Genomic DNA, 11,397 nt, shown 5'->3' with positions numbered 1-11,397 from the left:
AAACGCGCATCACCGCCATCTTCAGGGTCCCTTAAGACTTCCCGCAGATACTGCCCTCCATCCGCAAAGCTCCTGGAGGGCTACTGATGAACAGCGACGAGTGGAGCGCCCTGTTCCCATTCCATTTCGGTCTGAATTCGCAACAACACTCCCTGTCCCTTCTGCTGCCCGGCGTTCCAGGACGCAGTCAGGTCGAGGATTTCGTCCATCGTCGGTTCCTCAGCGCCCATGGCGCGGATATCCGCCAGTTCATGCCGGAGCTGCTCAGCCTGCGCAATCACCACGGGGCACTCAGCGCCGCGACCGGCATTCGCCTCGCCGAACACGGACCGCTGTTCCTCGAGCAATACCTGGAGCGGCCAGCGGAATCGCTGATCGCCGATCTAGCGGGCCAGTCGGTACGGCGCGAGCAAGTGGTGGAAGTGGGCAACCTGGCCTCGATCAACGTCGGCAATGCCCGGCTGATCATCGTCGCCGTGACCTGGCTCCTGAACCTGCGAGGCCTTGAATGGGTGGTGTTCACCGGCGCCCCGGGACTGATCAACAGCTTCCGCCGCCTGGGCCTTGAACCTCAGCCACTCGGCGCAGCCGACCCCGGCCGTCTCGGGGAAGCGCAAGAACAATGGGGCACCTACTACGAGCAGAAACCCCAGGTGTTTACCGGCAACATCCGCCTTGGCTTCGAGCTGTTGCAGCGCAACGGCGTACTCGCCCGCCTGGGCTTTCCCGATATCGACAGGACTGCCCACCATGCAGCCTGAAGCCCTGCGCGAGCGGTTGCGCGAGCATGCCAACCACCTGCCGATGCCCCTGGCCATCCGCGGGGATACCCGGCGCTATACCTACGCCCAGTTGCTGGCCGAAGTGGAGCGGCGTGAAGGTCTGCTGCGCAGCGAGCCCGAAGGCGTGCTCGCCCTCGGTCTGGACAACGGACCCGAGGCGCTGCTCTGGGACCTGGCCGCCCTGTTTGCCGGACGCCCCTGCCTGACCCTGCCACCTTTCTTCAGCCCCCAGCAGCGCGCCCACTGTCTGGAGCAATGCCAGGTCGGCCTGGCGGTGGTGGACGACGGCTTCACCGCCGACCTGGAAGACGCCGGATTTCATTCGGATGGAACCCTCTGGCGTCGGTCCGGAGTCGGCCGCACCGCCCTGCCCGCCGACACTGCCAAAATCACCTACACCTCAGGCACCACCGGCCAGCCCAAGGGTGTCTGCCTTGGTGCGCAAGCCCTGCTTCGGGTCAGCCAGGAACTGGAAATCGCCAGCCGCCCCACCGCACCGGCACACTACCTTGCCGTGCTGCCAATGGCCGTCCTGCTGGAGAACCTCGGGGTCTACGCCGCGTTGATTGCCGGCGCCTGCGTCACGGTGCTGCCGCAGCGGCAGCTCGGCATCCAGGGTGCCAGCGGGGTGGACTGGCCGAAGCTGCTCGCCACGCTCGTACTCAGTGGCGCCCAGAGCCTGATCCTGGTGCCGCAGTTGTTGCTGGGCCTGGTTACCGCGATCGAACGCAACCACCTCAGCGCCGCGCAGTTCCGCTTCGTCGCAGTGGGCGGCGCACGGGTCTCGCAGGATCTGCTGACCCGCGCGGCACGGATCGGTCTACCGGTGTTCGAGGGTTACGGTCTCTCCGAATGTGCGTCGGTAGTCTGCCTGAACCGCCCCGGTGCCAATCGCCCGGGCAGCGTCGGCAAACCCCTGCCCCATGTGCAGGTGCGTCTGGCGGAGGATGGCGAAGTGCAGGTCAGCGGTTCCGCCCTGCTCGGCTACCTCGGCGAGACGCCCCATGCAGGTGAGTGGTGGCCCACGGGCGACCTGGGCGAGTTCGACAGCGAAGGCTACCTGCACCTCAAGGGCCGCAAGAAGCACCAGTTCATTACCAGCTTTGGCCGCAATGTGAATCCGGACTGGGTGGAAGCCGAACTCACGCAGCGCGGGGTGATCGCCCAGGCGTTCGTCCAGGGCGAAGGCCTGCCCGGCAACCTTGCCCTGCTCTGGCCGCTGGACCCGCAGTGCGACGAACAGACCCTCGCGGATGCCGTGGCCAGCGCCAACGCGGCTCTCCCCGACTACGCACGGGTCAGGGCCTGGTACCGCCTGACCGCTCCTTTCAGCGCCGCCGACGGGCTGCTCACCAGCAACGGGCGCCTGCGCCGAGACGCCATTGCCGAGCGCTTTCGCGGCCCCCTGCTCGAACTCGAAAACGAGGTAAGACCATGAGTTTCTTCAACCAGCTGCAAGTCGCCACGGCCCAGGAACGCGATGCCCTGTTCAATGTGCCGGTAATACGCGAGGCCCTGGCCGGGCAGGTCAGTCTGGAGGGCTATCGAGCCTTCCTCGGCCAGGCCTACCACCACGTGCGCCACACCGTGCCACTGATGATGGCCTGCGGGGCGCGCCTGCCATCCCGTCTCGAATGGCTGCGGGGTGCCGTGTGCGAATACATCGATGAGGAGTACGGCCACGAACGCTGGATTCTCGATGACATCAGGGCCTGCGGAGGCGACGCGGAGGCCGCCCGCACTAGCCGCCCCTCGCTGGCCATCGAACTGATGGTCGCCTACCTCTACGACCTGATCGCCCGTGGCAACCCGGTGGGACTGTTCGGCATGGTCAACGTGCTTGAAGGCACCAGCATCGCCCTGGCGACCCAGGCCGCCGGCACCATCCGCGAGAGCCTCGGACTGCCGGCGGAAGCCTTCAGCTACCTGTCCTCCCATGGAGCCCTCGACCAGGATCACATGGCCACCTACCGCCGCCTGATGGATCGCCTGGAAGACGAAGACGACCAACAGGCAGTGATCCACGCCGCAAAGGTCGTCTACCAGCTCTACGCCGAGATGTTCCGAGGGCTGCCTCGTGCCAGTGAGGTGGACCATGCGGCTCGCTGACTGCCGGGTATTACTCACCGGTGCCAGCGGCGGTATTGGCCTGGCCCTGGTCGAGCAACTCTGCGTGCGCGGCGCCCAGGTGTTGGCGGTCAGCCGCCACCCTGAAACCCTGGCCGGATTGCGCCAACGCTTTCCTCATCAATTGTCCTGGGTAGGCGCCGACCTGCGTCAGGCTGCAGGCCGCCAGCGCGCACTGGAAGCGGCTCGCGGCATGGGCGGGATCAACGTCCTGATGAATGCAGCCGGGGTGAACGCCTTCGCCATGTTGGAACAGGTGGACGATGGGCAGATCGAAGACATGCTTGCCCTCAACGTCACCGCCACCCTGCAACTGACCCGCGCCCTGCTGCCATTGCTGCGTCAGCAAAGCCATGGCCTGGTAGTAAACGTGGGCTCCACCTACGGTTCCATCGGCTACCCCGGCTATGCCGTCTACTGCGCCAGCAAGTTCGCCTTGCGCGGCTTTTCCGAGGCGCTGCGCCGGGAACTGGCCGACACCCCTGTGAACGTTCTATACGTCGCTCCGCGCGCCACCCGTACCAGCATGAACAGCCAGACCGCCATGGCCCTCAACGCCGAACTCAAGGTGGGCGTGGACGAGCCGGAACAGGTGGCCGGCGCGGTGATCGCGGCCATCGAAAAAGACCTCAGCGAGCTCTACCTCGGCTGGCCGGAGAAATTTTTCGTCCGCCTCAACAGCATGCTGCCGGGCGTGGTGGACCGCGCGCTGCACAAGCAGCTGCCGATCATCCGCCGCTTCAGCAACCTCCACCACGGCAAGGACCACTCATGATGAACAAGCTACTGTGCGCTTTCGGCCTGCTCCTGGCCCTCAGCATCCCCGCATGGGCCCTCGACGCCAGCGACAGCCAGCGCCTGGCGGACATCCAGAAACGCTGGGCGGAAATCCAGTACCAGTTGCCGGAGAAGCAGCGCGCTGCTGAGTTCGAGAAACTCGCCGCCCAGAGTGGCGCCTTCACCCGCAGCGCCCCACAAGCCGCTGAGGCCTGGATCTGGCATGGCATTGTCACCAGCAGTTGGGCCGGCGCCGAGGGTGGACTGGGTGCACTGGGCAAGGTCAAGGACGCCCGCGCCGCCCTTGAGCGCGCCATCCAGCTCGACCCGCAAGCCCTGCAGGGTTCGGCCTACACCAGCCTCGGCGCGCTCTACGACCGCGTTCCCGGCTGGCCCGTCAGCTTCGGCGACGAAGACAAGGCCGATCAGCTGCTGCGCAAGGCGCTGCAGATCAACCCGACTGGTATCGACAGCCTGTATTTCTGGGGCGATCACCTCAATCGCCAGGGGCACCCGGAACAGGCGCGCGAGGCCCTGCTCAAAGCCAAGGCTGCCGCCCCGCGCCCCGGACGTGAACTGGCCGACCAGGGCCGTCGCCAGGAAATCGATGCTTTACTGCAGGAAATCCAGAAGCGCTAAAGCGCTAAGGCGGCCCATGCGACTCCTACTCGTCGAAGACGACAACGCCCTGGGCGCAGGCGTGCGCGCCGGTCTGCGCCAGGAGGGCTACACCATCGACTGGCTCACCGACGGCGCCAGCGCGCTACATGCCTTGCAGACCGAAGAGTTCGACCTGGCCATCCTCGACCTTGGCCTGCCGCGCCTGGATGGCGTGCACGTCCTGCAGAAGCTCCGGGCGGGCGGTTCAACCCTGCCGGTGCTGGTACTCACCGCCCGCGATGCCCTTGAAGACCGCATCCTCGGTCTGGACGCCGGTGCTGACGATTACCTGGTCAAGCCCTTCGACCTCAATGAACTCAAGGCGCGCCTGCGCGCCCTGCTGCGCCGCAGCGCAGGCCGGCCGCAGGTGCTCATCGAACACGCCGGCGTGGTGCTCGATCCGACCAGCCAGCAGGTCAGCTACCAGGGCAACCCGGTGCCGCTGACACCCAAGGAGTACCAGTTGCTCCACGAACTACTCTCGCAACCGGGCAAGGTGCTGACCCGCGAGCGCCTGGTGCAGACCCTCTACGGCTGGGACGAGGAAGCCGAAAGCAACACCCTGGAAGTGCACATCCATCACCTGCGCAAGAAACTCTCCAGTGACCTCATTCGCACCGTGCGAGGCATCGGTTACCTAGTGGATGCGCGACCATGACCTCACTGCGCCACCGCACCCTGTGGCTGGTGATGGCCCTGTTGCTGCTCGGCACCCTGCTCATCGTCTACCTCAACTACCGCGACAGCAGCCACGAGGTGGAAGAAATCTACGATGCCCACCTGGCACAGAACGCCCGACTGTTGCTGGGCGTGATGAACATGCCGCAGGCCAGCAGCAACCGAGAAGAACTGTTCAAGGCATTCAACCTGGCCCTCAGCCAGGCCGGGCCGCACAAGGTCGGCCACCCTTACGAGAGCAAGCTGGCCTTCCATGTCTGGGACCGCGACGGCCGGAGCCTGGTGCAATCGGCCAGCTCGCCGCCCTTCGACCACGTCCCCATCCGAACGGGGTTCCACAACCTCCAGCTCGGCGAACACCACTGGCGCGGGTTCGTCCTGCCGGACCCGGAACAAGGCCTGCGGATCTGGGTGGGTGAACGCGACGATGTGCGCCAGGACCTGGTGCGCCGTATCGTGCGTCATACGCTGTGGCCGAACCTGATCGGCATCCTCATCCTCGCGGCGCTGGTCTGGCTGGCCATCGGCTGGGGGCTGCGCCCCTTGCAGAACATGGCGCGTGTGATCCGCAGCCGCCACGCTGAATCCCTCGCGCCGCTGCAAGTCGTGCCGCTGCCCCGGGAGTTGGAACCCATGCAAGCGGCGATCAACCGGCTGTTGGCGCAGATTGAACAGATGCTCCAGCGCGAACGCCGTTTCATCGGCGACGCCGCCCACGAAATGCGTACGCCGCTCGCGGTATTGCGCCTGCATGCGCAGAACGCATTGGAAGCCACGAACGATGAGCAACGTACCGAGGCTCTGCGGTTTCTCACCGTGGGCGTCGACCGCCTGACCCGCGTGGTCCACCAGTTGCTCACCATGGCGCGGGTTGAGCCTGAACTGGTCTGGCAGAAATGGCAGCCCGTGGACCTGGAGCCTCTGGTTCGTGAGCACCTGGCCGAACTCACGCCTCTGGTGCTGGACAAGGGTTTGGAACTGTCCCTCGACGTGGCGGACGGCGACTACCACACCACCAGCGACCCGGCGGCCATCGGCATCGCCCTGCAGAACCTGGTGACCAATGCCAGCAACTTCTCGCCGACAGGCAGTGAAGTGAAGGTGAGCCTGCTGCCGGATGGCCAGGACGCCCTCGTACTGCGGGTCGAAGACCAGGGGCCGGGGATCGACGAGAGTCGGCTGGAACGACTGTTCGAGCGCTTCTACAGCCAGGACAACCCCCAGGGCGCCGGCCTCGGCCTGGCCATCGTGCAGATGATCGCCTCCCGTCTGGGCGGCAGCATCAGCCTTGCCAACCGCGACGGCGGCGGCTTGCGTGCCGATCTCCGGCTACCACGCGGAACGCCCATGCCCGGCTCGGCGGCTGGCAAGTGCTGACGCACCGTCAGAGCCCCCTCGCCGCCCCCCCCTGTGACCACAACGTCGCAGGAGCCCAACCTGACAATCCATTCGCGGCGCAGGGCGGGGCGATTTACCTTGAACAGGTGCTGCCGTTCATCACCTGCATGCCTGCATGTAAAGCCAGCTCGGAACTTGCCGCTTTCCGTCGAAAAGCCTTCGACTGTTTCCCCCATGAATCAATGTGGGAAATTTTCCCGCAAAAACACCAACCCTTAAAAACGCCCGCACCAAGGGGGCCGTCCCCTTATTCCCCCAAGCTCCAAACGTCTTAATTCACGCGCTTCCCGCCTGTCCAGAAGCATGTAACCAGCGATGAACCACGGCCTTGTCCCGGGCTCAACCGAATGTGTGTTCCTCGGTGAGGGAACCCCTGAAGACTGAGACGGAGGTCCGACTATGTCTTTTAGAAAGTGCCTACTCACTCTAGCGATTGGTGGTGTTCTCTCGGCATCCAGCGTGCTGGTACCTGATTACATTTCGAGCTCATTCAGTGTCCACGCCCAGGATGGAGGCGGCGGACATGGTGGTGGTAGCAGTGGTGGAGGTGGTCATGGCGGCGGCTCTGGTGGCGGCGGCGGAGGCAGCGGTGGCGGAAGTGGCGGAGGCGGCTCCGGTCACGGTGGCGATGGTGGCGGTCACGGCGGTGGCGGCGGCAACGCTGGCTCTGGACATGGCGGTGGTGATGGCAGTGGTCATGGTCATGGTCATGGCGGTGGCAAGGGCAGTTCTGCCTCTGGACATGGCGGCGACGGTGACGGTCATGACGGGCCGGGACGCGGCGACACGGACCGGGGCGGTATGGCGGGCAACGATGGTCCGGGCGATGGCCAGGACAACGACGCCGACAACGATGCGGCCGATGCCGCCAGGGGCGCGGCCAGAGATGATGCGGATGCGGCCAGAGACGCTGCCAGAGCAGATGCAGACGCTGCCAGAGATGCGGCCAGGGATGCAGCAGACGCGGCCAGGGATGCCGCAAGATCAGCCGCCGATGCGGCAAGGGACGCGGCCAGAGCGGCTGGTTTCGAGGGTGCGGATGCGGCCAGGGATGCGGCAAGAGCCGCCGCGGATACCGCCCGGGATGCTGCCAGAGCGGCTGCAGACGCAGCCCGGGACGCAGCAAAAGATGACGCGAATGCCGCCAGGGATGCGGCCAGGACTGCTGCTGATGCAGCCAGGGACGCAGCCAGGGACGCAGCCAGGGACGCAGCCAGGGATGCTGCAGACGTAGCCGACGACGCTGCTGACGCACCGGACGTCGACGCCGTCGAGGCGGAACCCAATGACGCGCCGGATGCTCCGGATGTCGACGTTGTCGAAGTGGAACACCGCTCGGTTCAATAACAATCAGGGAAGCTGGGGGGGTCGTGTCCTTCGGAGTCTCCAGGCCGGCACATGGCCGGCCCGGAGCTCCGATTCTTGCCGCCTGCAGCCAACGGCGATGACCTTCTTGGCAATCACCCGATGCTGCGTCGCGTTCTTCCCTTTTGCAGTCGAATATGGACACCTATCGCTCGGCGACGGCAGCGTAATCTTGATCGCAGTCAGGTCACGAATAGCATTGCTCCATTGATCACGGTGCGCTTGTAGCTCTTCGCATTGGCAGGACCTCACCAGGTTCTGCGACCTGCACGGCCTCAAATGTTTTGAGGCCCGCTTCTCCGAACAGACGTGACTTAGTCAAAGGCCATAAGCTTGAGACCTCGCCGCCGCCACACAGGCGGCATTTTTTTGCGCCGACCACGTGCGTTCTCGATACACGCCAGCTGCCACTTGGCGCTGAGCGAATGTTCCGACGGCGACTACTGCCCTGAAAGCCTGAGAATGCAGATTGCGTACGACTGGTCAGACAGTATGTAAGACAGTGGCCACGTCCAACGACTAGGCAAGTGATGCAGAAACGGCGCGAGCGATGCGCTGTACATCACAAAGCGCAAATTGATAACCAGGGCAGTCATTACTATCGCCACAGGCAGCACATCGTTGTGCAGCAGTTGCAGTGCTGCCATCTGTGCCGACCCCGATTAGAACAACAAGGTCATGGTCATGGTTGGGGACATGCCCATGTCTGCGGCCATGACACCCGCCACAAGCCCGAACGGCACAACACCTGGCGTCAAAGGAACTAGCGTGCGAACTCCCGCCCAAAAGGCTTCTGTCCGTGTTCGGTAGGTCATGTCGTGTCCCTGGTTGTGAAACTAACGCGTGATTTCCGGCCGCCTGGCGGGTCGGAAGGCGTTGATAGGGCCGGCGGAGGTCATCGGCTGGATTCAAGACGGCGTACAGAAATTCAAACTGAAAGCCGGCAACGCTCCAAACGTTTTCCCCGACTCCGCTTGCCCGCCCCGCAAGCTCAAACCTTGAAGTGATTTCGTTTGCGGAACTGCCCCGGGGCCATATCGAACATCGCGCGAAAGCAACGCTGGAAATGCGGGAGGGTCACGAACCCGCTCGCCACGGCGATCTCAATCAGCGATTTATTGGTGTGCTGCAGTAGCTGACGTGCCCGGGTGAGTCGAAGCTCGAGGTAGTAGCGTGGAGGCGTCGCCTTTACATAGCGCCGGAAGAGACGCTCCAGATGTCGTCTGGATATACCCACGTAACGAGCGATTTCTTCAATTTCGATCGGGTCTTCAATGTTGCTGTGCATCAACTCCAACGCGAGCTTGATCGTCTCAGGCAGCGTTGGATCGAAATCGATCGAGACGACCGACACGTCGACGACATCTTTCATTTTGTCGCAGCTGAGCACCTCTTCCACGGCACTCACCAGGTCATCACCCGCACTGTGGCGAACGACCTCCAGCATCATGCCCAGGGAGCTGTTGGCACCAGCACAACTGATTCGCCTGCGATCGAGTACCTGGGAGTGACTCGTTACCCTTACCTTTGGAAAGAGCTCCATCATCATCGCCCGGCAGTCCGGATGGAACGCGCAGTCGTGGTCATCCAGCAGGCCGGCTTCGGCCAGAAAATAGGCACCATTCCAGAGCCCCCCGAGCACTGCCCCGGCGGCATCGGCTGATCGAAGCTTGGTCCGTAGCAATGCCTCAGTCTCGAGCCGAACGCGAAAGCCGCCACAAACCACCAGGATGTCCTGACGTTTTTCATCCAGCTCGCTGAGGACGCAATCTGTGGAAATGGATATGCCCAGGTCACTCACGACGAGATTGCTATCTCCCCCCACCACCTGAACTTCGAACACGGGGGTCGAGCTCATGAGATTGGCGGTCACCAGCGCATCTACAGCACCGGTGAAGGCCATCATCGAGAAATGCTCGCGCAGGATGAAGGACACACGCCGGACCGGAGTTGTCAGTCCTGAGCGACGGGCCTTGTCCAGGTGAGCCAGGTTCTTGCTCTTCAGAACGCTCTCGAAGGACGCTCTCATTTCTCGACTCACAGGAGCTCAGGGTACGAATCGACATTCTCCCAGCTGATACGCGGATGTCGGTCCATAGGCTGGTACCAGCGCAAGCAAATTCTCACAGTTGGGACTTCCGGACAGTTCTGCATTCGCCGCTTCCATTTCCCGATGCGACGCCGCATCTGGACTGATTGCTGCCGGCACTCGTAGCCCCGCCTGGCCCACCGACTTTACCGTGGCTGGCTCAGTATAGGGATACAGGAGCGAGAGCAAGCACAGCCGGGGTACTTGCGATGTGCAAGAACTGGGCGTGGGTATTGGAGCGTCGGCGAGAAGTCGAACTCGATTGCAACGTCCGTGGCCAGCCAGGAGATGCTATCGCCGATGTTGATCAACGAAGCCCCTGAGCGGCCCTGAACAGGAACCTCCTCCGCTACGCCTGCAATGCGGAGGAGGTTCAACCGGCAGCTCGGAGTTTCGAAAAAGAATCGCCCGAAGCGACGCAGTCTCAGAACGGCAACGGCAGCTTGGCCGTCCGACCACCGTCGACAACCATTAGTTGGCCGGAGATAAAGGCCGCACCGCGACTAGCCTTCATCCGTTGGGCCGGCCGGTGGGTGTAGTGCGTTGGCAGCGGGAGCTGTGGGTGGCGTGGCGGGATTTGCCAGTCTTCATGGCAGACGGCCAGGAGGTGTCGCCATGAGTGCCCGCAATGAAGGTCAACGTACGCACTGACCGCAAGCAGGGTGCGGTCTGAGTCCTGCGCGGTTTCAGGGCTGGAAGAAGTCGCCGGGCGTCACCCCGAAGTGCTGACGAAAGGCTGCGATGAATGCGGAGGTGGAGTCATAGCCGTAGGCAAGGGCGACCTCCGTCACTCGCTGCCCCCGTTCCAGCGCCTCCAGCGAGCCATGCAAGCGCAGGCGCTGGCGCCATACGCGGAAGGTCAACCCGGTTTCACGCAGGAATAGCCGTCGCAGGGTTTTCTCGGAAGCGCCCAGCTGTTCGCTCCATTGCAGCAGCGTTCGCGCGTCGTCCGGGGCCGCCTGCAGTGCCCGGCACAGGCGCAACAGCCTGGCGTCGCTGGGCAGGGGCAATGACAGGCTGACCTCGCGGGCGACCAGCAGTTGATCCAGCAGCACCTGAGCCAGGCGCCCGTCGGGGCCCGCCTCGTCGTATTCCGCCGGAAGCTCGCAGAAGCGCCGGATCAGCTCACGCGTCAGCGCGTCCATCTCGATCACCCGACAGCTGCTCAGCGCTCCTCCCGTAACTGCGGCGTCCAGGTACAGGCTGCGCATTTCCGTGTGAGGCGAGCTGAACACCTCATGCTCCGTCTGCGCCGGTATCCATACGGCCCTTTGCGGTGGGGCTACAAAACTCCCTTCCCGTGTATGCACATGCAGCACGCCGCGAATGGCATAGGACAGTTGCACCCAGTCATGGGTATGACGGGGCGTTCCCGTCGCATTGGCCAGCGATTCGTTTCGGGCGAAGAGTGGCCGGGGGAGTTTCGTCAGTCGGGGGATCTGGCGCTCGGACCATTGAGCCTGTCCGTTTTCAGACATTTGTTGCCCCTATCGCGTTAGTCGGCATCGAGGAGCAAGGCTA

The 11,397-nt window shown here is 63.8% G+C and carries 11 protein-coding genes and 1 pseudogene; 8 read left to right on the top strand and 4 right to left on the bottom strand.

Annotated features, from left to right (window positions below):
- Positions 1 to 86 precede the first annotated feature (86 nt).
- The 7 genes from D6Z43_RS00860 to D6Z43_RS00830 are packed head-to-tail and all read left to right on the top strand — an operon-like array spanning position 87 to position 6,401.
- Complete coding sequence (locus tag D6Z43_RS00860; RefSeq protein ID WP_120649834.1) at positions 87 to 761, top strand: thermostable hemolysin; 675 nt, start codon at positions 87 to 89, stop codon at positions 759 to 761.
- Positions 751 to 2,220, top strand: a complete 1,470-nt coding sequence (locus D6Z43_RS00855) for an AMP-binding protein (RefSeq protein ID WP_120649833.1) — start codon at positions 751 to 753, stop codon at positions 2,218 to 2,220. The genes D6Z43_RS00860 and D6Z43_RS00855 overlap by 11 nt, the downstream gene beginning before the upstream one ends.
- Complete coding sequence (locus tag D6Z43_RS00850) at positions 2,217 to 2,891, top strand: TenA family transcriptional regulator (RefSeq protein WP_120649832.1); 675 nt, start codon at positions 2,217 to 2,219, stop codon at positions 2,889 to 2,891. Before D6Z43_RS00855 ends, D6Z43_RS00850 begins: the two co-directional genes overlap by 4 nt.
- A complete protein-coding gene (locus D6Z43_RS00845) occupies positions 2,878 to 3,684 on the top strand; it encodes an SDR family oxidoreductase (protein ID WP_120649831.1) in 807 nt (268 codons plus the stop codon). Before D6Z43_RS00850 ends, D6Z43_RS00845 begins: the two co-directional genes overlap by 14 nt.
- Positions 3,684 to 4,325, top strand: coding sequence for a hypothetical protein (locus D6Z43_RS00840; protein WP_120649830.1), 642 nt, complete (start codon positions 3,684 to 3,686; stop codon positions 4,323 to 4,325). The genes D6Z43_RS00845 and D6Z43_RS00840 overlap by 1 nt, the downstream gene beginning before the upstream one ends.
- A 16-nt stretch (positions 4,326 to 4,341) precedes the next feature.
- Positions 4,342 to 5,004 (top strand): response regulator, encoded by a 663-nt coding sequence (locus D6Z43_RS00835; protein ID WP_120649829.1) that lies wholly within the window; start codon positions 4,342 to 4,344, stop codon positions 5,002 to 5,004.
- Entirely contained in the window at positions 5,001 to 6,401 is a 1,401-nt protein-coding gene (locus tag D6Z43_RS00830) for an ATP-binding protein (protein WP_120649828.1), read from the top strand. The genes D6Z43_RS00835 and D6Z43_RS00830 overlap by 4 nt, the downstream gene beginning before the upstream one ends.
- A gap of 507 nt (positions 6,402 to 6,908) precedes the next feature.
- Here the strand turns inward: D6Z43_RS00830 and D6Z43_RS28515 are convergent.
- Positions 6,909 to 7,166: a hypothetical protein gene (locus tag D6Z43_RS28515; protein ID WP_305955690.1), complete on the bottom strand. Its 258-nt coding sequence runs from the start codon at positions 7,164 to 7,166 to the stop codon at positions 6,909 to 6,911.
- A 57-nt stretch (positions 7,167 to 7,223) separates the two neighbouring features.
- On the opposite strand from D6Z43_RS28515, the gene D6Z43_RS28185 reads away from it, so the two are divergent.
- A complete protein-coding gene (locus D6Z43_RS28185; protein ID WP_256661062.1) occupies positions 7,224 to 7,769 on the top strand; it encodes a hypothetical protein in 546 nt (181 codons plus the stop codon).
- A 467-nt stretch (positions 7,770 to 8,236) separates the two neighbouring features.
- Here D6Z43_RS28185 and D6Z43_RS00815 read toward each other — a convergent pair.
- The 3 genes and pseudogenes from D6Z43_RS00815 to D6Z43_RS00795 all read right to left on the bottom strand — a co-directional run.
- A pseudogene (locus tag D6Z43_RS00815) lies at positions 8,237 to 8,602 on the bottom strand (AzlC family ABC transporter permease); the annotation flags it as partial.
- Positions 8,603 to 8,778: 176 nt separating this feature from the next.
- Positions 8,779 to 9,816 (bottom strand): GlxA family transcriptional regulator, encoded by a 1,038-nt coding sequence (locus D6Z43_RS00810; RefSeq protein ID WP_120649827.1) that lies wholly within the window; start codon positions 9,814 to 9,816, stop codon positions 8,779 to 8,781.
- Between the two features lie 746 nt (positions 9,817 to 10,562).
- On the bottom strand, positions 10,563 to 11,354 hold the full coding sequence (locus tag D6Z43_RS00795) for a helix-turn-helix transcriptional regulator (protein ID WP_120649826.1): 792 nt from the start codon (positions 11,352 to 11,354) through the stop codon (positions 10,563 to 10,565).
- Positions 11,355 to 11,397: the final 43 nt, after the last annotated feature.

Origin of the sequence: Pseudomonas sp. DY-1, from assembly GCF_003626975.1 — a bacterium.
GTDB lineage: Bacteria > Pseudomonadota > Gammaproteobacteria > Pseudomonadales > Pseudomonadaceae > Metapseudomonas.
The sequence above is the reverse complement of the archived record's forward strand: the minus strand, read 5'-3'. Positions and strand labels throughout refer to the sequence as shown.

Coding starts and splice junctions, on each gene's coding strand:
- D6Z43_RS00845 (WP_120649831.1), top strand. CDS start 2,878: ATGCGGCTCGCTGACTGCCGGGTATTACTCACCGGTGCCAGCGGCGGT.
- D6Z43_RS00830 (WP_120649828.1), top strand. CDS start 5,001: ATGACCTCACTGCGCCACCGCACCCTGTGGCTGGTGATGGCCCTGTTG.
- D6Z43_RS00860 (WP_120649834.1), top strand. CDS start 87: ATGAACAGCGACGAGTGGAGCGCCCTGTTCCCATTCCATTTCGGTCTG.
- D6Z43_RS00840 (WP_120649830.1), top strand. CDS start 3,684: ATGAACAAGCTACTGTGCGCTTTCGGCCTGCTCCTGGCCCTCAGCATC.
- D6Z43_RS28515 (WP_305955690.1), bottom strand. CDS start 7,166: ATGTCCAGAGGCAGAACTGCCCTTGCCACCGCCATGACCATGACCATG.
- D6Z43_RS00835 (WP_120649829.1), top strand. CDS start 4,342: ATGCGACTCCTACTCGTCGAAGACGACAACGCCCTGGGCGCAGGCGTG.
- D6Z43_RS00855 (WP_120649833.1), top strand. CDS start 751: ATGCAGCCTGAAGCCCTGCGCGAGCGGTTGCGCGAGCATGCCAACCAC.
- D6Z43_RS00795 (WP_120649826.1), bottom strand. CDS start 11,354: ATGTCTGAAAACGGACAGGCTCAATGGTCCGAGCGCCAGATCCCCCGA.
- D6Z43_RS28185 (WP_256661062.1), top strand. CDS start 7,224: ATGGCGGGCAACGATGGTCCGGGCGATGGCCAGGACAACGACGCCGAC.
- D6Z43_RS00850 (WP_120649832.1), top strand. CDS start 2,217: ATGAGTTTCTTCAACCAGCTGCAAGTCGCCACGGCCCAGGAACGCGAT.
- D6Z43_RS00810 (WP_120649827.1), bottom strand. CDS start 9,816: ATGAGAGCGTCCTTCGAGAGCGTTCTGAAGAGCAAGAACCTGGCTCAC.